At 68.0% G+C, this 19027-nt stretch carries 14 protein-coding genes; 8 read left to right on the top strand and 6 right to left on the bottom strand.

The features are described 5' to 3' along the window. The first annotated feature begins 105 nt into the window (after positions 1–105). Entirely contained in the window at positions 106–804 is a 699-nt protein-coding gene (gene gph, locus ACYQPG_RS11455) for a phosphoglycolate phosphatase (protein ID WP_147937741.1), read from the top strand. 4 nt (positions 805–808) lie between these two features. On the opposite strand, the gene ACYQPG_RS11450 is transcribed toward gph, so the two are convergent. Together ACYQPG_RS11450 and ACYQPG_RS11445 are read right to left on the bottom strand one after the other, a co-directional pair. Next, positions 809–1963, bottom strand: coding sequence for a pyridoxal phosphate-dependent aminotransferase (locus ACYQPG_RS11450; RefSeq protein ID WP_461230971.1), 1155 nt, complete (start codon positions 1961–1963; stop codon positions 809–811). Between the two features lie 78 nt (positions 1964–2041). Then, positions 2042–2701, bottom strand: coding sequence for a DUF1345 domain-containing protein (locus tag ACYQPG_RS11445; protein ID WP_147937742.1), 660 nt, complete (start codon positions 2699–2701; stop codon positions 2042–2044). Between the two features lie 136 nt (positions 2702–2837). Here ACYQPG_RS11445 and ACYQPG_RS11440 point away from each other — a divergent pair, with 136 nt between their 5' ends. The 4 genes from ACYQPG_RS11440 (at position 2838) to aat (ending at position 6693) form a co-directional block, all read left to right on the top strand. Next, a complete protein-coding gene (locus ACYQPG_RS11440) occupies positions 2838–3644 on the top strand; it encodes a DsbA family protein (protein WP_147937743.1) in 807 nt (268 codons plus the stop codon). Positions 3645–3905: 261 nt separating this feature from the next. Next, positions 3906–4373: an acetyl-CoA carboxylase biotin carboxyl carrier protein gene (gene accB, locus ACYQPG_RS11435; RefSeq protein WP_147906144.1), complete on the top strand. Its 468-nt coding sequence runs from the start codon at positions 3906–3908 to the stop codon at positions 4371–4373. A 195-nt stretch (positions 4374–4568) separates the two neighbouring features. Beyond that, a complete protein-coding gene (gene accC / locus ACYQPG_RS11430; RefSeq protein WP_147906145.1) occupies positions 4569–5921 on the top strand; it encodes an acetyl-CoA carboxylase biotin carboxylase subunit in 1353 nt (450 codons plus the stop codon). 88 nt (positions 5922–6009) lie between these two features. Further along, positions 6010–6693 (top strand): leucyl/phenylalanyl-tRNA--protein transferase, encoded by a 684-nt coding sequence (aat, locus tag ACYQPG_RS11425; protein ID WP_147906146.1) that lies wholly within the window; start codon positions 6010–6012, stop codon positions 6691–6693. A 3-nt stretch (positions 6694–6696) separates the two neighbouring features. Here aat and ACYQPG_RS11420 read toward each other — a convergent pair whose 3' ends face one another. Continuing rightward, positions 6697–7353 (bottom strand): DUF2155 domain-containing protein, encoded by a 657-nt coding sequence (locus ACYQPG_RS11420; RefSeq protein ID WP_147906147.1) that lies wholly within the window; start codon positions 7351–7353, stop codon positions 6697–6699. Positions 7354–7584: 231 nt separating this feature from the next. Next, on the bottom strand, positions 7585–8001 hold the full coding sequence (locus ACYQPG_RS11415) for an NADH:ubiquinone oxidoreductase subunit NDUFA12 (RefSeq protein ID WP_147906148.1): 417 nt from the start codon (positions 7999–8001) through the stop codon (positions 7585–7587). A gap of 514 nt (positions 8002–8515) precedes the next feature. On the opposite strand from ACYQPG_RS11415, the gene ACYQPG_RS11410 reads away from it, so the two are divergent. Then, positions 8516–12247: a vitamin B12-dependent ribonucleotide reductase gene (locus ACYQPG_RS11410; protein ID WP_461230970.1), complete on the top strand. Its 3732-nt coding sequence runs from the start codon at positions 8516–8518 to the stop codon at positions 12245–12247. Between the two features lie 481 nt (positions 12248–12728). Here ACYQPG_RS11410 and ACYQPG_RS11405 read toward each other — a convergent pair whose 3' ends face one another. Continuing rightward, entirely contained in the window at positions 12729–13031 is a 303-nt protein-coding gene (locus tag ACYQPG_RS11405) for a DUF3862 domain-containing protein (protein WP_461230969.1), read from the bottom strand. Between the two features lie 67 nt (positions 13032–13098). Beyond that, positions 13099–14313, bottom strand: coding sequence for an efflux RND transporter periplasmic adaptor subunit (locus ACYQPG_RS11400; protein WP_461230968.1), 1215 nt, complete (start codon positions 14311–14313; stop codon positions 13099–13101). Positions 14314–14448: 135 nt separating this feature from the next. Here ACYQPG_RS11400 and ACYQPG_RS11395 point away from each other — a divergent pair, with 135 nt between their 5' ends. Then, a complete protein-coding gene (locus tag ACYQPG_RS11395; protein WP_461230967.1) occupies positions 14449–17601 on the top strand; it encodes an efflux RND transporter permease subunit in 3153 nt (1050 codons plus the stop codon). Between the two features lie 241 nt (positions 17602–17842). Continuing rightward, positions 17843–18835, top strand: a complete 993-nt coding sequence (locus tag ACYQPG_RS11390) for a DUF808 domain-containing protein (RefSeq protein WP_147908554.1) — start codon at positions 17843–17845, stop codon at positions 18833–18835. The last annotated feature ends 192 nt before the right edge of the window (positions 18836–19027 follow it).

Genomic DNA, 19027 nt, shown 5'->3' with positions numbered 1-19027 from the left:
CCTCGCCTTTCGCTGGGCTTTCGGGCGAGTGTGGGGCGCCGCGCCGCCTTGCACCCGCCTCCGGCCGGCTTTAGCGAGGCCGTAGCCCAGCAGGAGCCCGTCCCGATGCCGCCCGAATCGACCGCCCGTCCGCCGATTGCCGTGTTCGACCTGGACGGGACCCTGGCCGAGACCGCGGGCGACCTCATCGGCACGCTCAACGTGCTGATGAAGCGCGAAGGCCTGGCCGAGCTGCCCCTGTCCCAGGCCCGCGGCCTGATCGGGGCCGGCGCCAAGGCGCTGATCCGGCGGGGCTTCGAGGCGGAGGGCCGCGCGCTCTCGCCGGAGGACCACGAGCGGCTGTTCAAGGCCTTCATCGCCCATTACGGCGAGCACCTCGCCGACACGTCGCACCTCTATCCCGGTGTGGCGGAGGCGCTGGACACGCTGGAGGCGGCGGGCTTCCGGCTGGCGGTCTGCACCAACAAGTTCGAGGGCCAGTCGGTGGAGCTGCTGCGCCTGCTCGGGATCGGCCATCGCTTCGCGGCGATCTGCGGGCGCGACACCTTCCCGGCCTACAAGCCCGATCCGAGCCACCTCACCGGCACGATCGAACGCGCTGGGGGCGACCCGGCCCGGGCCGTGATGGTCGGCGACTCGCGCACCGACATCGACACCGCCAAGGCCGCCGGCATCCCGGTGGTGGCGGTGACGTTCGGCTACACCGACGTGCCGGTGGCCGAGCTCGGGCCCGACCGGGTGATCGAGCATTTCTCGGATCTGGCCGAGGCGGTCCGCGCCCTGGTGCCGGTGGGCGCGGCCTGATCGTTCAGCGCAGCCAGGTCCGCAGCCGCACCACCGCCTCCCGGCACTCGGCCTCGGAGCCGGCGAACGAGAACCGGACGTGGTGGTGGCCGAGATCCGGATCGAAATCGAGCCCCGGGGTCGCGGCGACGTTGGCCTCGTCGAGCATGCGCCTGCAGAAATCGGTGGCGTCGTTGGTGAGGTTCGCCACGTCCGCGTAAAGGTAGAAGGCGCCGTCGGCCGGGTGAACGCGCCCGAGCCCGAGGCCGGGCAGCGCGTCGAGCAGGATCGCCCGGTTGCGGGCATAGCCGTCGCGGACGGCGTCGAGTTCTTCCGTGGCGTCCAGCGCGGCGAGCGCGCCGATCTGCGAAAGGTAGGGCGCCGAGATGTAGAGGTTCTGCGCCAGCCGCTCGATCGGGCGGACCAGAACCTCCGGCACCACCATCCAGCCGACCCGCCAGCCGGTCATGCAGTGGTATTTCGAGAACGAGTTGATCACCACCGCGTCGGGGTCGAACCGCAGGGCAGTCACGGTCGGAACGCCGTAGCTGAGGCCGTGATAGATCTCGTCCGAGATCAGCGGCAGGTTCAAGTCGCGGGTGGCCGTGCAGAGGTCCCGCAACGCGTCCTCCGTGATCACCGTGCCGGAGGGGTTGGCCGGGCTCATCACCAGGGCGCCGGCCACCGGTGCGCGCGCATGGGCCTCGCGCAGGAGCGCGGCCGTGGGAGCGAAACGGTCCTCGACGCGCAGCACCATCGGGGCCGGCACGAGATCGAGGGAGGCCAGGATGCTGCGGTAGGCCGGATAGCCGGGCTGCGGCACCGCCACCCGGGCGCCGGCATCGAACAGGCTCATGAAGGCCAGCACGAAGCCTGCCGAGGAGCCGGTGGTGATCACCACCCGCTCCGGGCTCACCGCGACGCGATGGCGCTCGGCATAATCCCGGGCGATCCGCTCGCGCAGAGCCGGCAGGCCGAGCGCCTCGGTATAGGGGACGCGGCCGGTGGCGAGCGCCGCCTGCGCCGCCGCGATCACCGCCCGCGGGGCCGTCGCAGAGGGCTGGCCGACCTCCATGCGCACCACGTCGTCGCCGCGCCGGGCCTTGGCGGCGGCCGCGGCCATGACGTCCATGGCGAGGAACGGCTGGACGGCGGCGGCCCGCCGGGAGATCGGGATCATGCTTTCCTGACGGGGCGCGAGGGCGGAGACGGTGCAGTGCTCGGGGTTAGCCCCTGGCGGCCCAGCCCTCAACCGGTGTCAGTGAGGCGCGAAGCCGGCAGCCATGTTGACCACCAGAGCCAGGATGCCGGTGTTGAACAGGTAGGCGCCCACCGTCTGCACCGTCGCGATCCTGCGCATCCTCTTGCTGGTGAGGTTGGTGTCGGAGGTGGCGGCCGCGGCCCCGATGGTCACGGTGAAGTACAGAAAATCCCAGAAATCCGGTTCGGTCTCGCCGTGGAAATCCAGGCCTCCGCGCTCGGCGCCCGCCTCGTCCTCGGCGCCGTAATAGACGTGGGCGTAGTGCACCGTGAAGATCATCTGCACGAACACCCAGGTGCAGAGCAGGCTCGTTCCGGCGAGCGCCAGGGCGTAGCGCGCGCCGGGCCCAGCGATGCGGCCGCCGACGACCAGCACCGCCACCGAGCCGAGGCTCGCGGCCGCCGCCAGCAGGGCGAAGACCGTGATCACCCTGGCGCTGTCGTCGAGCCGGGCGGCCTCGCGCCGCATGGCGTCCCGGGTCTGGCCGGTGGCTCGCCGTATGACGAGGCCGGCATGGACGATCACGCCGGCGCACCAGCCGACGAGCAGCCGCATCCCCGGGTCGAGGCCGGGCACCAGCAGGGCGGCGGCGACCGCCACCAGGATCGCGCAGAGCAGGTGCGGGCGTAGCCAGAAGGCGCGGAACAGCTTGGGCATGACGAAACCGGATGACGCGCGGCGGGCGGGATCTCCCGGCCGGGATCGCGATTTGACCCGGCGCCGCGAAAACGCCTAACCCACCCTTTACCGCTTGCGCCACGCGCGGGCCGGCTTGCCGCGCAAGCGAGGATCCATGCTCTTCAACCGCTCCCTGCCCGCGCTGGCCCTGGCGCTCGGTCTCGCCGCCGTCCCGGCTTCGGCGCAGGACGCTACGCAGTCCGCCGCTCCGGCCGCCGCTGCCGTGGGCTCCCCGTTCACGGACGCGCAGCGGGCCGGCATCGAAGCGATCGTCAAGGACTACCTGATCAAGCACCCCGAAGTGCTGCAGGAGGCCCTGGCCGAGGCCGAGAAGCAGCAGGCGGAGACGCAGCGCCTCGCTCAGACGGCGGCCCTCAAGGAGGCCCGCGAGGCCCTGATCAACGGCCCGCACGATGTCGTCGCCGGCAACCCCGCGGGCGACGTCACACTGGTCGAGTTCTTCGACTACAATTGCGGTTATTGCCGCAAGGCGCTGATCGACGTGCAGACCCTGATCAAGACGGACCCGAAGCTGCGGGTGGTGATCAAGGACTTCCCGGTGCTCGGTCCGGAATCCCTCGAGGCGAGCCAGGTCGCGGTCGCGGTGCGCCAGCAGCTGAAGGGCGACAAGCTGTTCGAATTCCACCAGAAACTGTTGGAGACCAAGGGCCGCGTGAACGGTGCCCGGGCGATCCAGGTCGCCAAGGACCTCGGCGCCGACACGGTCAAGCTGCAGAAGGACATGGCCTCCCCCGAGGTGAAGGCCGCGCTCAGCGAGAACCGCGGCCTGGGTGACAGGCTCGGCCTGTCCGGGACGCCGGCTTTCATCATCGGCGACGAGGTGATTCCAGGCGCCGTCGGCGTCGATCCGATCCGGAAGACGATCGCGGATGTCCGCCAATGTGGCCACGCCTCTTGCTGAGGCGCCCCACCGGAGCTTTCCACCGGCGGATGGCGAAGGGCGCGGCCTTGTCCCCCCCGGCCGCCTTCGTCTAGACCATCATCGCGAAGGGCGGTTGCCGCCTTTCGGAAAAAGATGATGCAAAACCAAAGTTCTAGCGCTTCGTGCCGGTTCCGATCCCCGGAACGATGCGCTAAGAGCCGCCAGCCATGAGGCTGTGATCGAGTGCCAGCGCGCATGCCGGATGAACCGACCGCCGCGGCGCGATACGAAGAAGGCCGGATGCCCAAGAATGATCCCATCGATTCCGAGCTCGTCCGCGAACTCGCCAACCTCGTCACCGAGACCGGCCTGTCCGAGATCGAGGTCGAGAAGGGAGACCTGCGGATCCGCGTCGTGCGGCGGCTCGAGCCCGTCAACGTCCAGGTAGCGGCTCCCGCACCGGTCGCCGCCGCCGCACCGCCCGTGGCGCCGCCGACGGGGGCCCTGGCTCCGGCGGAGCCGGCCCGGGCGCATCCCGGTTCGGTACCGTCGCCGATGGTCGGGACCGCCTACCTGCGCCCCTCCCCGGAGGCCAAGGCGTTCATCGATATCGGCTCCAAGGTCGAGGTCGGCGACAAGCTGCTCCTCATCGAGGCGATGAAGACCTTCAACGAGATCGTGGCGCCCCGTGCCGGCACGGTGACGGCGATTTTCGTCGAGGACGGCCAGCCGGTCGAGTTCGGCGAGGCCCTCCTGGTCATCGCCTGAGCGACGCGCGGGGCGGCCTGTTCGCTTCGCCGGTCCGTCCGCCTGCTGCGAGCAGGCGGCGATGACTTCCGTGTAGGCGGTTCGAGCGTCTTCCGCCGCATCGACCGCCACGTCAGGCCTGGAAAACGGCGCGCAACAAGAGGATAGATCATCCTGCGCGGTCCCGTCGGATCGCCTGGACGCTCTAAGGGTTCGATGTTCGACAAGATCCTGATCGCGAACCGCGGCGAGATCGCCCTGCGCATCCTGCGGGCGGCGAAGGAACTCGGGATCGCCACCGTGGCGGTCCATTCCACCGCCGACGCGGACGCCATGCATGTCCGTCTGGCCGATGAGAGCGTCTGCATCGGGCCGCCCGCCGCCCGGGACAGCTACCTCAACATCCCGTCGATCATCGCGGCCTGCGAGATAACCGGGGCGGACGCGGTGCACCCGGGCTATGGTTTCCTGTCTGAGAACGCCCGGTTCGCCGAGGTTCTGGCGCATCACCAGATCGGCTTCATCGGCCCCAAGGCGCAACACATCCGCACCATGGGCGACAAGATCGAGGCCAAGCGTACGGCCGTGAAGCTCGGCATCCCGTGCGTGCCGGGCTCTGAGGGCGGCGTCGAGGATATCGACGACGCCAAGCGGGTCGCCGCCGAGATCGGCTACCCCGTCCTGGTCAAGGCGGCGGCCGGTGGCGGCGGTCGCGGCATGAAGGTCGCCCGCACCGAGTCCGAGCTGGAGCAGGCGATCGGCATGGCCCGCTCCGAGGCCAAGGCCGCATTCGGCGACGACGCGGTCTACCTGGAGAAGTATCTGGAAAAGCCCCGGCACATCGAGGTGCAGGTGCTCGGCGACGGCCGGGGCGGCGCGGTCCATCTGGCCGAACGCGATTGCTCGCTGCAGCGCCGGCACCAGAAGGTCTGGGAGGAAGGCGGCTCTCCCGCGCTCAACGAATCGATGCGCGCCGAGATCGGCGGCATCTGCGCCAACGCCATGAAGGAGCTGGGCTATCTCGGTGCCGGCACGGTCGAGTTCCTCTACGAGGACGGGCGGTTCTACTTCATCGAAATGAACACCCGCATCCAGGTCGAGCATCCGGTCACCGAGATGATCACCGGGATCGACCTGGTGATCGAACAGATCCAGGTCGCCTCGGGGGGCTCGCTCTCGGTGTCGCAATCCGACATCAAGGTCGAGGGTCACGCCATCGAGTGCCGGATCAACGCCGAGCACCCGGAGACCTTCCGGCCCTCCCCCGGCCAGATCACCCATTACCACACCCCCGGCGGCCTCGGGGTCCGGGTCGATTCCGCGGCGTTCCAGGGCTACCGGATCCCGCCGCATTACGACTCGCTGATCGGCAAGCTGATCGTGCACGGGCGCACCCGCAACGAGTGCCTGATGCGCCTGCGCCGGGCGCTGGACGAGTTCGTGATCGACGGTATCGACACCACCCTGCCGCTGTTCCGCACCCTGGTGCGTAACCCGGACGTCCAGAACGGCCTCTACGACATCCACTGGCTCGAGCATTTCCTCGAAGACGGCGGGATGAAGGTCTGAGCCCGGCCGGGATCGCACCGCCGGCTTGCGGCGATCAGGTCCGATGCCGGCTCTGGCATTTGGATCGGCGCCGCGCGACACTCGTCCCATGCACGATCCGACCCGCGTGGACATCACCCCCGAGATCCTGCTGAAGGCCTACGCGGCGGGCATTTTTCCGATGGCGGAGGATGCGACCGACCCGACCCTCTACTGGGTCGAGCCGCGGGCGCGCGGGGTGCTGCCGCTCGACGGGTTCAGGGTGTCCCGGCGCCTGGCCCGGACCGTGCGGTCCGACCAGTTCGAGGTCCGGTGCGACACGGATTTCGACGGGGTGATCAGTGGCTGCGCCGCGCCCCGCCGAGACAGCGAGAAGACCTGGATCAACGGGCGGATCCGTGAGCTCTACGGCGCGCTGTTCGACCTCGGGCATGTCCATACCGTCGAGGTCTACGCCGGCGCGGACGGGCGCCTGGTGGGCGGCCTCTACGGCGTCTCGCTGGGGGCGGCCTTCTTCGGCGAGAGCATGTTTCACGAGGTGCGCGACGCCTCGAAGGTCGCCCTCGTTCACCTGATGGCCCGACTGCGCGCCGGAGGCTACCGCCTCGCCGACACCCAGTTCGTGACCGATCACCTCACGCAGTTCGGTGCCGAGGAGTTGCCGCGGCACATCTACAAGCGGCGGCTCGCCATTGCCCTCGACGCGGACGCCGACTGGAACGTATGGCCCTGCGACGGGACTGTCCCTGGCGCGCGGGTGCTGGATGCGCTCGGCGTCGGCGCGGGCGACTGAGCTTCAGCGGAACAGCGCGTCGAACAGGTTTTGCGGCTGCGGCGGGGGCGGCGGGGCCGGAGCCGGTCCCTCGTTCGACGGGAAGAACTTTCGCGAGGGTTTCTGGCGCGGCTGCACCGGCACGCCGCGCGGCGCCTCGACATCGACTTGGCCGGCGGCGTTCAGCTGCTGGGCAGTCTTGGTCGAATCCCGGCCCGCGCGCTTCGTCCGCTCCGGCTTGGCCGCCACCGCCGGCACGTCCTCCTGCTCCTTCGCCTCGGCGATCACGTCGCTGCCGCCTTTGCAGTCGACCAGCCAGACATCGTAGATCGGGTGCTCGATGGCGTGCAGGCCGGGGCTCGACGCGAACATCCACCCGGTGAAGATGCGCCGGTACTTGTTGTCGAGGGTGACCTCATCGACTTCGAGGAACGCGGTGGTCTTGGCGCTCTCGGTGGGCGGACGCGTGTAGCAGACCCGCGGGGTCATCTGCAGCGACCCGAACTGCACGGTCTCGTCCACCGCGACCTCGAAGGACACGATGCGGCCCGTGATCTTGTCGAGGCCGGAGAAGACCGCGGTCGGATTCTTGATCTTGTCGGCCGCGGCAGGGCTGGCCCCGAGGGCCAATGCCAGACCGAGGGCCAGGACGGGGCGTGCGAGGGCTTTGGTGCGGCTCAAGGCTCGGACCCCTAATGCATCGTCCCGAAACGGGGTGGCCGACTCTCGGAAGACGACGATGCGGAACAAGGACCCCAGGGCCGCAGCCCGGATCCGGGACGAGGCTCTAGAGGAAGGCCGGTCGCGCCGTCACGGGCGCGGCGGTCGGATCGGGTGGCCTCGCGATGAACACCGGAACGGTGGCGGTAAAAGGGCGCCGCAGCCGCAAGCCTCCTGATCCGGCGACCAAGCCTACTCGCCGGGCGTCCAGGACACGTAATCGCCGGTCGCGGCCGGACGGGAGCCCCAGGAAAGCTGCGAGCCCTGCGGCCGGTAGGCGTTCGGCGTGCCGGTCTGGTTCTCGACATGTGGCTGCTGCCAGGCGCGCGGCGTGTAGGCCTCCTCGCTCGGGGCGAGATCGACGTTGTGGCAGAGCCAGCCGCGCCAGCCGGGCGGTACCTTCGACGCGTCGGCGTAGCCGTTATAGACCACCCAGCGCCGCTCCGAGCCGACCGAGCGGTCGATCAGCGCGCCTTCGGCCTTGTAGTACTTGTTTCCGAAATCATCCTCGCCGACGAAGATGCCGGTGCGGGCGGTCTGGAGCGCGAGCGAGACGGTCTGGCCGTTCCACCACGTGAAGACGCGCAGCAAAGTGTCCTTCAGCGCCATCGCCGGTCCCGGTAGCAAGCCGCGCCGCAGAGGCGCTTCTGGCGCCGTTATGGTGAGCGCGCGCGCCCGAGTCCAGCCATGGGGCCCAACTGTCGCTGCGCCGCAACGCCCACCCCGGACCTCAGCCGGCTATTTACGACCCGCGATAAAGTGCCTCTACTTTAGGGTGTGGATCGAAAATTTTTCCGCTCCGAATCCCGAATGCCGGAAGGGCACTTATCCAGGGCGCTGCGGATATCCACAGGTTTATACGAGCCGGCACAACATCTAGCGGGGAACCGCGCCGGCGCACACTACTTGTTGACGTGAGAGCGATGGCGGCGGTATTGTCCCTTCATCGGTCGCGCCGCCCCCCGTGGTGCGTTTCGGCAGGTTCGACCGTCCTAAAATCATCTTCGCTGAGTCGCCTCGCTTCCGGTTTCCGGGTGCGAGCGAACGCGACCCCCTTATTGGGAATCGACCCCGCGTCCAGCGGGGCCGGGACATCCGTGTCCCGACGGGAGAGGTGTGTCTTATGCGGTTCGAGCGTCGCTACACCACGGCCGGACAGTCGCCCTATACCGGTATTCCGTTCCGCAAGGCCTTGAGCGAAATTCGCAACCCCGATGGCTCGGTGGTGTTCCGCCTCGACGGCATCGACGTTCCGGAGAGCTGGAGCCAGGTCGCGAGCGACGTGCTGGCCCAGAAGTACTTCCGCAAGGCCGGCGTTCCGGCGCGCCTCAGGAAGATCGAGGAAAACGACGTCCCCTCCTTCCTGTGGCGCTCAGTCGCCGACGAGGCCGCCCTGGCCGAGCTCCCCGAGGAGGCGCGGATCGGCTCCGAATCCTCGGCCACGCAGGTGTTCGACCGCCTCGCCGGCTGCTGGACCTACTGGGGCTGGAAGGGCCGCTATTTCTCCTCTGAGGAGGATGCCGCGGCGTTCTTCGACGAGCTGCGTTTCATGCTGGCCAAGCAGATGGTGGCGCCGAACTCGCCGCAGTGGTTCAACACCGGCCTGCACTGGGCTTATGGGATCGACGGCCCGAGCCAGGGCCATTTCTACTGCGACTACCGCACCGGTGAGCTGACCCGCTCGGCGTCGAGCTACGAGCACCCGCAACCGCATGCCTGCTTCATCCAGGGCGTGCAGGACGACCTCGTCAACGACGGTGGCATCATGGACCTGTGGGTCCGTGAGGCACGCCTGTTCAAGTACGGCTCCGGCACCGGCTCGAATTTCTCCGCGCTCCGCGGCGAGAACGAGAAGCTCGGTGGCGGCGGCAAGTCCTCCGGCCTGATGAGCTTCCTCAAGATCGGCGACCGGGCCGCCGGCGCGATCAAGTCGGGCGGCACCACGCGCCGCGCGGCCAAGATGGTGATCGTCGACATCGACCACCCGGATATCGAGGCCTTCATCGACTGGAAGGTGAAGGAGGAGCAGAAGGTCGCCGCCCTGGTGACCGGCTCGAAGGTCGTCTCCAAGCATCTCGGCCTGGTGATGAAGGCCTGCACCCAGTGCGAGGCCGAAGGGGATGCCTGCTTCGATCCGGAGCGCAACCCCGCCCTGAAGCGCGAGATCAAGGCCGCCCGCAAGGCTTCCGTGCCGGACGCCTACATCAAGCGCGTCGTCCAGTTCGCTCGCCAGGGCTTCACCAAGATCGATTTCCCCGTCTACGACACCGATTGGGATTCCGAGGCCTACCTCACGGTCGCCGGCCAGAACTCCAACAACTCCGTCTCGCTGACGGACGATTTCCTGCGGGCGGTCGATGCGGACGCCGACTGGCACCTGACCCAGCGCACCACCGGCAAGGTCGCGAAGACCATCCCGGCCCGCGAGTTGTGGGAAAAGATCGGCGAGGCGGCGTGGGCCTCGGCGGATCCGGGCCTGCACTTCAACACCACGATGAACGACTGGCACACCTGCCCGCAGGGCGGCCGGATCCGGGCCTCGAACCCGTGCTCGGAGTACATGTTCCTGGACGATACCGCCTGCAACCTGGCCTCGGCCAACCTGCTGACGATGTACGACCGGCAGGCCAAGCGCTTCGATGTCGAGGCGTTCGAGCACCTGAACCGCCTCTGGACGGTGGTGCTCGAGATCTCCGTGATGATGGCGCAGTTCCCGTCGAAGGAGATTGCAGAGCTGTCGTTCCGGTACCGGACGCTCGGCCTCGGCTACGCCAACATCGGCGGCCTGCTGATGACCATGGGCCTCCCCTACGATTCCCATGAGGGCCGCGCCCTGGCCGGTGCGCTGACAGCGATCATGACCGGCGTGGCCTATGCCACGTCCGCCGAGATGGCGGCCGAGCTGGGCCCGTTTCAGGCCTACGACGACAACGCCGACGCGATGCTGAAGGTGATCCGCAACCACCGTCGCGCCGCCCACGGCGAGGCGGAGGGCTACGAGTTCCTGAGCATCGCGCCGGTGCCGCTGGACCACGCCAACATCCCGCAGGACAACCTCGGCGCCCATGCCCGCGCGGCTTGGGACCGGGCGCTCCAGCTTGGCGAGACCCACGGCTACCGCAACGCCCAGACGACCGTCATCGCGCCAACGGGCACGATCGGCCTCGTGATGGATTGCGACACCACCGGCATCGAGCCCGACTTCGCCCTGGTTAAGTTCAAGAAACTCGCCGGCGGCGGTTACTTCAAGATCATCAACCAGGCAGCGCCGGATGCGCTGCGGGCGCTGGGCTACCGCGAATCCGAGATCGCCGAGATCGAGGCCTACGCGGTGGGCCACGGCTCCATGGGCCAAGCCCCCGCGATCAACCCGACGACCCTCCGGGCCAAGGGCTTCACCGACGACAAGATCTCCGCGATCGAGAAGGGCCTGAAGTCGGCCTTCGACATCAAGTTCGTATTCAACCGCTGGACGCTGGGCGACGAGTTCCTGATCCAGACCCTCAAGGTCCCGGCCGAGAAGCTCTCGGACCCGACCTTCGAACTGCTGCCGTTCCTCGGCTTCACCAAGAAGGACATCGAAGTCGCCAACACCCATATCTGTGGGGCGATGACGCTCGAAGGGGCGCCGGGCCTCAAGCGTGAGCACTACCCGGTGTTCGACTGCGCCAACCCGTGCGGCCGCATCGGCAAGCGCTACCTGTCCGTGGAGAGCCACATCCGCATGATGGCGGCGGCCCAGCCGTTCATCTCGGGGGCGATCTCCAAGACGATCAACATGCCCAACGACGCCACGGTCGAGGATTGCATGGCGGCCTACCGCCTGTCGTGGACCCTGGCGCTGAAGGCGAACGCCCTCTACCGCGACGGCTCGAAGCTGTCGCAGCCGCTCAACGCCGCCCTCATCGTCGACGAGGACGACGAGGCGGATGACGCCCTGGAGACGCTGATCCAGGCCCCCGCCGCCGCCAAGGCCGCTCAGATCGCCGAGAAGATCGTCGAGCGGGTGATCGAGCGGGTCGAGCACATCCGGTCCCGCGAGAAGCTGCCGGCCCGGCGCAAGGGCTACACGCAGAAGGCGGTTGTCGGCGGGCACAAGGTCTACTTGCGCACCGGCGAGTACGACGATGGCCGCCTCGGCGAGATCTTCATCGACATGCACAAGGAGGGCGCGACCTTCCGGAGCCTGATGAACAACTTCGCCATCGCGATCTCGCTCGGGCTCCAGTACGGCGTGCCGCTGGAGGAGTATGTCGAAGCGTTCACCTTCACCCGGTTCGAGCCGGCCGGCTTCGTTCAGGGCAACGACGCGATCAAGAACGCGACCTCGCTCCTCGATTACGTGTTCCGCGAGCTGGCCGTGTCCTATCTCGGTCGCGCCGACCTCGCCCATGTCAGCCCAGCCGAGATCGGCGGCACGGTGCTCGGCGGCGGCGAGGCCGGCGACACCACGCGCGACGGGTCCAAGCCTGCACCGGCCTCCTCGGTCGTCTCGCGCGGCCTGCTGCGCGGCTCGGCCGACCGCCTCACCCTGATCCAGGGCGGACCGGCTGGCGGCACGGTCGGCGTCGGTGCCGGAAGCACCGGCCAGACCTCTCCGGCCGGCGGGACCGTCCATGCGATCCATGGCACCTCGGCACTCAAATCCGAGCCGGCGGTGGCCCGGCAGACCGAGACGATCGCCGACACGCTCCCCTTCACCAAAGTGGAACGCACCGTCGCCGACCGGCGGGCCGAGGCGAAGATGAAGGGCTACGTCGGCGAGGCATGCCCGGAATGCGCCAACTTCACGCTGGTTCGCAACGGCACCTGCCTGAAGTGCGACACCTGCGGGTCCACGACCGGTTGCTCGTAAGCGCCGCGGTTGGATTGCCGCGAACTGGCGATTTCCATCGCTGATATCCGACGCGTGATAGGCGGCGGCGAAGCTTAGATTGGCCCGGTGTTCGAAAGCGTGACGGATCTAACCATCCGGGTGGCTGAACTGTTAGCCACCCGGATCGTTTTTCCGGAAAGGTGCGTGTTCGGTCGTGCGGAGTGCTTCGTCGCCCTGGCTCAAACCTCAGCCTGTCCCGCCGTGGCCTTTCGGTCGTAGCAAGCGGTAATACGGGTTCTGACGCGCGCGGGCCGCGGATCGGCCGTTGTCCGTGCCACCACCTGGACTGGCGGGGAGGCGATCAACCGATTCCAATCGCTCCGATTCACCCTCAGAGGTGAACGGCCAAACGTGTTCTGCGCGATCTTTCCGACCTTAAGACGTGCCTGACCCGCATGCGCATGCGCGCCCCCGTCGGTCCCATCGATTGGCGCCGGACGCTGGAACGGGTCGGTCGCTCTCAGTTGAGGCCGAGCTGCGACTTGCTCGTGAGCCGACCATTGCGGAAGGACAGGTTCAGGTTGGCGCCGGTGCGGCCGGTTCCGCGCCAGGAATACGTCGCCCGCTGAACGGTGCCGATCTCCATGTGGGTCACTCGACGGCCCGGGCAGCCGAGGATCTTCACCGCCTGATCGTAGTGCGTCCCCTGCTTCAGCGACGCGTAGGCGTCGCGGGTGACCCGGCACTCGGCCGTGCGCGCAGTCGCGGGCAGGTCGCCAACGATCAATAGTAGGCTTGCGAGGGCCAAGTGAAGCTTTGACATGCAGAACTCGTCCCGTGACGACAGAATCTCGACGTGGCGCGAAAATGGACCGCGTGGCCAGCTAGGCTTACCCGGGCTCGCCTGAGGCGGGCGCGTCCCCGTGTCCGGGCTTCCGGTCTGGTTCGACCTCCCTCGCCGACTGGGCGACGACTTTCAGGTTCTGCCGCATCTCCTGCAGGTGATCGACGACCACCTGGTGGTCGCCATCCGCGAGCCCGTCCAGGATCGCCGTGTTCTCGCCGTAGGTGTCTCCCGTCGTCACGGGCTTCTGCTGAATCTTGCCGCCCGCGTCGACCGTGTAGACGATCTGTTGGGCCAGCTGCGAGTCGAGGGCGGCGGTCGGCACCAGCAGCCTTTCCTTCGTGCCCGTCCGGATACTGGCGCGGACGAACTGGCCCGGCAGGAAGCGCTCGTCGTCGTTCGGCATCAGAGCCCGGACGAGGCGGCGCGCCGTCCGGGGATCGAACCGGTTGTCGAGCTGGTAAATCTTGGCCTCACGCACTGGCTTCCCGTCCTCGCCGAGGACCGACACGGTGACGCCCCCATCCCGCATCGCCGCCCGGACCGCTTCTGAATCCTCCGAGGACAGGGCCATCTGGATGTCGATGGGATCGAGCTGGACCACGGAGACCAACTGGGTCTGGTTCTCGATGACGAGATCGCCCGGGTTGATGGTGGACAGGCTGGCGCGCCCGTCGAAGGGGGCGTTCACGACCGCGTAATCCAGATTGAGGTTCTGCCGGGCGATGGCGGCCTCCGCCCCCTGGACCTGTGCGACCGCCGAGGTCCGGTTCGCCTGGAGCTGCTGAAACCGCTGCTCGGTGGCGTAGCCCTTGTCGGCGAGCGTCTCAGTGCGGTCCACCTCCGCCTGGGCGAAGGTGAGCTGGGCCTGGGCCTGGGCCTGCTGCGACTTGGCGGTCTGCAGTGCCACCTCGAAGGGCCTCGGATCAATATGGAAGAGCACCTGCCCTTTCTTGACGTGGCCCCCCGGCTCGAACGGGCGCTCCGTCACGTTGCCGGTCACCCGCGCCTGCAACGTGGCATCCTGCTGGGAAATGATCGTTCCGGTGTACGTGAAGGCGATCGGGACCTTCACCTTGCGCACGGTGATGACCCGGACGTCCAGCGGCGGCTCGGCCGGTTCGGTCGCCGTGTCGCCACCGGTGAACGGGAGCGCCGCGACCATCCGCTCCGGCGTGGGACGCCCTGCCGCGTACCAGCCCCCTGCGCCCGCCAGGACGATCAGCCCCGCCCCCACACCAACCTTAACTGCTGTCCGCACCACTGACGCTCCCAAGACCCGAGGCTCGGCCCTCCGCGATAGCGAGCGCCCGGCGGCAGAGGAACACGCTCATCGGCCAGACGTTGCAACGCGGCCTCCACGTCGGCGGCGCACGACCGGAAGTCACGATCCCGTATGTTCGCCCGCTTCGTCGATCGGCCGGTCCTGGCTGGCGTCATCTCCGTACTGATCACGCTGATCGGCGCGGTCGCCGGCCTGACCTTGCCGATCGCTCAGTTTCCCGAGATCGCCCCACCGATCATCAACATCCAGGCGACCTATCCGGGGGCCAGCGCCCAGCAGGCCTACGAGGCCATCGCGATCCCACTGGAGCAGGAGATCAACGGCGCTCAGAACCTGCTCTACATCAACTCGACCAGCAACACCGACGGCAGCGTCAGCATGGACGCGACCTTCGAGGTCGGCTCGGACCTCGATGCCGCGGCCGCCGAAGTGCTGACCCGCGCCAACCGGGCGGAGGCCAAGCTTCCGCCCTCGGTCAACGCCCAGGGTTTGGAGATCACGAAGAGCTCACGCCAGCGGCTCGGCAACATCGTCCTCTACGCTGAGGACGGGGCGCCCTACGACGAGCTGTTCCTGGCCAACTGGGCCGAGACGCAGGTGATCAAGCCGCTGCGCCGGGTCCAGGGTATGGGCCGCATCGTCAACTTTTCCAACAAGCGCTACGCCATGCGGATCTGGCTCGATCCGTTGAAGATGGAGGCCCTCGGCATCAGCCCGGGCACGGTCACGACCGCCATCACGCAGCAGAACGCGCAGATCACCACGGGCACGCTCGGCAAACCGCCGGTCGATCAGGCGACCGCCTTCGAGCTGCAACTCGTGACCCAGGGGCGCCTGCGAAAGCCCGAGGAATTCGGCAACATCCTTCTGCGTGCGAACCCGGACGGCTCCGTGGTCCGCATCCGCGACGTGGCACGGGTCGAGCTCGGCTCCGAACAATACGGCGTCCGCTCGAGCTTCGACGGGGCAGCCTCGGCCACGCTCGGGCTCTATCAGAATCCGGACGCCAACGCGGTTCAGGTGATGGACGGCGCCCGTGCCACGATGGTGGACCTCGCCAAGCGCTTCCCGCCGGGCCTCAAATACAAGATCGCACTCGACCGTACGGAATTCGTCAAGGAGGCAATCTTCGAGGTCGTGCGTACCCTGTTCGAGGCGCTCGTCCTGGTGGTGATCGTCACCTACCTGTTCCTCCAGAACTGGCGGGCGACCCTGATCCCGGCCATCGCGGTGCCGGTGGCGCTGGTCGGGACCTTCGGGCCGATGGCCCTGCTCGGCTTCTCGTTTAACACGTTGAGCCTGCTCGGCATGGTGCTGGCCGTGGGTCTCGTGGTCGACGATGCGATCATCGTGGTCGAGAACACCGAGCGCCTGATGGACGAGGGCATGGCCCCCTCAGCCGCTTCGCGGGAGGCCGTGACCGAGGTTGCCGGCCCCGTCATCGCCACCACCCTGGTCCTGGCCGCCCTGTTCGTACCGGTGGCCTTCATCCCCGGCCTCACCGGCAAGCTGTACAACCAGTTCGCGCTGACCATCGCCATCTCGGTGATGATCTCGGCGGTGGTTTCGCTGACTCTGACCCCGGCCCTGTGTGGGCTGATCCTCAAGCACCGTGAGGCGGACGCCAAGGATGAGAGCCGCTGGCGGGCACCCCTGCGCTGGTTCAACGCCGGTCTGGAGGGCGCGAGCCGCCGCCTCGTGGCTGCGATCGGCTGGCTGACCGGCCACATCGCCCTCGTCGCCATCGTGTTCGTGCTCTTCGCCGCCGTGACCGTGTGGATGACGATGCAGCGGCCCTCCGGTTTCGTGCCGGACGAGGACCAGGGCTACTTCTTCGCCGACGTGGTCCTGCCGAAGGGCGCCTCCGTGGCCCGCACCGATAAGATGGTCGACCGTGTCGGCGAGGCCCTGCGCGAGATCCCGAGCGTGGAGCACACGATCGGGGTGACCGGCCGCAGCATCCTCGCGGACGCGATCGCGCCGTTCTACGGGTTCCAGATCCCGACGCTGAAGCCCTGGGGCGAGCGCGACCAGAGCGTCACCGATGTCATCGCCACGGTGCAGAAGCGCTTCAAGCACGACCCCGATGGCCAGATCCGGGTGGTGAACCCCTCACCCCTCCCCGGGCTCGGCTCGCGCAGCGGCCTTACGCTGGAACTGCAGGACCGCAGCGGTTCCGGTGGGCTCAAGCTCGCGGAGGCTGCACAACGCTTCATCGCTGAGATGGAGAAGCTGCCCTCGGTCGGCCGTGCGATCCCCACGACCAGCTACGGCGTCCCGCAGATGCGCCTGGAGATCGACCGGGCCAAGGCCGAGCAGCTCGGTGTGCCGCTCCAGAACCTGTTCGACGCGCTGGGGACCTATGTCGGCTCGAGCTTCGTCAACCTCTTCAACCGGTTCGGCTACGTCTATCAGGTCTACGTGCAGAGCGAGGCCTCGGGACGCAGGACGATCGAGGATGTCGAGGCGCTCACCGTGCTCAACAACCGCGGCGAGCCTGTCCGCGTCGGTTCGCTGATCCAGACGCACTTCGTCACCGGCCCGACCGCTGTCCTGTCCTACAACACCTATCCCACCATCGAGATCGCCGTGGACACCGCGGCCAACGCCAGTTCGGGCACCGCCATCGCGGCGATCGAGGCCCTGGCCGATTCCAAGCTGCCGTCCACCTACGCGGTGGAATGGACCGACGTCGCCTACCAGGAGAAGATCGCCGGCGGCTACGCGCCTCTGATCTTCGGCCTCGGCACGCTGATGATCTTCCTGCTGCTGGCCGGGCAGTACGAGTCCCTGCGCCTGCCCTTCGTGATCCTGCTCGGCACGCCGATCGCGATCTTCGGCGCGGTGGGCTTCCTGGCCATCCGGGGGCTCGCCCTCGACATCTTCGGGCAGGTCGGTCTCCTGCTCCTGGTCGGGCTGGCGGCCAAGAACTCGATCCTGCTCGTGGCGTTCGCGGAGGATCTGCGCAAGCAGGGCGAGGACGTGCTCAAGGCCGCCCAGGATGCGGCGCGCCTGCGCATGCGCCCGATCCTGATGACCTCGTTCGCGTTCATCATGGGCTCGGTGCCGCTTGCCATCGCCAGCGGCGCCGGGGCCAACGCCCGGGTCTCGATGGGCACCGTGGTGATCGGCGGCCTCCTGGTGGCGACCTTCATCACCCTGTTCGTGACGCCGACCTTCTACGTCGCCTTCGAGCGGCTCCTGGGTAAGCCTGCCGCTTCCCGGGAGCACGACGACAGCTCCGCACCTCAGCCCGCCGAGTGACCCGGCGGTTCGGACAACCGACGCAGCCGCCTTAGGTTCGACCGTTCGGCGGATCGATGCGCCCCCGGCGCCTTGAGAGCCGCGTCGCATCCGATCGATAGCGCGCGAATCGGATCCCGAGCCTGTCAGGTCCCGGGTCGGCGCCTCCGGCGGCCTTGTCGCACCGACCTCCCTGTGTGACGGATCAAATCCGGTCGCGGTTCGTCTGTCTGGCGGACCGATCTTTGACGAGGGAAGACCTGTGAGCGTTGGATTGATCGCCCTGCTGGACGATGTCGCGTTCATGGTCAGGGCGGCGGCGGCATCCCTCGACGACGTAGCGGGGCAGGCCGCGAGGGCCGGAACGAAGGCGGCCGGCGTCGTCATCGACGATGCCGCGGTCACGCCGCGCTACGTCGTCGGCTTCGCGGCAGAACGCGAGCTGCCGATTGTCGGCAAGATCGCCCTGGGATCGCTCCGGAACAAGCTCCTGTTCCTGTTGCCCGGTGCCCTCGCACTCAGTGCCTTCGCGCCTTGGGCGATCACGCCGCTCCTGATGCTGGGCGGCGCGTATCTCTGCTACGAGGGCACCGAGAAGGTCTACGAGGCCCTCTTTCCTCATCATGCGCACGGCCACGACGCGGAAGGCCCGGGCGACGCAGGGAGCGACCAGGCCCGGGAAGACAGCCGCGTCGCGAGCGCGATCAAGACCGACTTCATCCTGTCGGCCGAGATCATGGCCATCACCCTGGCCGCGCTGCCGGAGGGCACCTTCTGGATGCGGGCGGCCGTCCTGGCCATCGTCGCTCTCGGCATCACCGTGGGGGTCTACGGCGTGGTGGCGCTCATCGTGAAGGCCGACGACGCAGGCCTTGCCCTCGCTGGCAGCGCGGCGGGACCGCCGTTCGGAAGTCTCGTCCGTGGTCTCGGACGCGGGGTGGTTTATGGCATGCCGATCCTGCTTAAGATCCTTGCCGTCGTCGGCACGGCGGCGATGATCTGGGTCGGTGGCGGGATCCTGATGCACGGGATGGAGGCCTACGGCCTGTCGGCCCCGGCACACACCGCGCATCAGGCCGCGGTCGGCGCAGCCTCATCCGTCCCGTTCGCCGCGGGCATCGTCGAATGGCTCGTTACCGCGATGGCGTCGGGCCTGATCGGGTTGGCGGTCGGTGGATTGTTGATCCCGCTCACGGGCTTCGTGCTGGCACCGGCGTGGCGGACACTGTCGGGCGTGTGGAGGCGGGGCGTTTGACGCTGAAGTTTTAGTCCGTCGCCGAAGATCTCAGAGGACAATCGACTATAGCTCATGCCCTCGAACCGGCGAGGCGCCGCGCGCCGCAAAGATCTTCCGTGAGGCTGGATTTGCGACTCTATTATATCCATCCTCGCTTGCTGTAATGTGTGCTGAGCGGTCGACGGATGTCGCTATCGAGGGGTTGCAAGC

Source organism: Methylobacterium sp. CM6246 (assembly GCF_054818005.1).
This window is presented reverse-complemented; position numbering and strand designations above follow the sequence as displayed.

What these genes read in the sequence shown, in the direction of transcription:
- gph (WP_147937741.1), top strand. Translation starts at nt 106, where the DNA reads ATGCCGCCCGAATCGACCGCCCGTCCGCCGATTGCCGTGTTCGACCTG.
- ACYQPG_RS11450 (WP_461230971.1), bottom strand. Translation starts at nt 1,963, where the DNA reads ATGATCCCGATCTCCCGGCGGGCCGCCGCCGTCCAGCCGTTCCTCGCC.
- ACYQPG_RS11445 (WP_147937742.1), bottom strand. Translation starts at nt 2,701, where the DNA reads ATGCCCAAGCTGTTCCGCGCCTTCTGGCTACGCCCGCACCTGCTCTGC.
- ACYQPG_RS11440 (WP_147937743.1), top strand. Translation starts at nt 2,838, where the DNA reads ATGCTCTTCAACCGCTCCCTGCCCGCGCTGGCCCTGGCGCTCGGTCTC.
- accB (WP_147906144.1), top strand. Translation starts at nt 3,906, where the DNA reads ATGCCCAAGAATGATCCCATCGATTCCGAGCTCGTCCGCGAACTCGCC.
- accC (WP_147906145.1), top strand. Translation starts at nt 4,569, where the DNA reads ATGTTCGACAAGATCCTGATCGCGAACCGCGGCGAGATCGCCCTGCGC.
- aat (WP_147906146.1), top strand. Translation starts at nt 6,010, where the DNA reads ATGCACGATCCGACCCGCGTGGACATCACCCCCGAGATCCTGCTGAAG.
- ACYQPG_RS11415 (WP_147906148.1), bottom strand. Translation starts at nt 8,001, where the DNA reads ATGGCGCTGAAGGACACTTTGCTGCGCGTCTTCACGTGGTGGAACGGC.
- ACYQPG_RS11410 (WP_461230970.1), top strand. Translation starts at nt 8,516, where the DNA reads ATGCGGTTCGAGCGTCGCTACACCACGGCCGGACAGTCGCCCTATACC.
- ACYQPG_RS11405 (WP_461230969.1), bottom strand. Translation starts at nt 13,031, where the DNA reads ATGTCAAAGCTTCACTTGGCCCTCGCAAGCCTACTATTGATCGTTGGC.
- ACYQPG_RS11395 (WP_461230967.1), top strand. Translation starts at nt 14,449, where the DNA reads ATGTTCGCCCGCTTCGTCGATCGGCCGGTCCTGGCTGGCGTCATCTCC.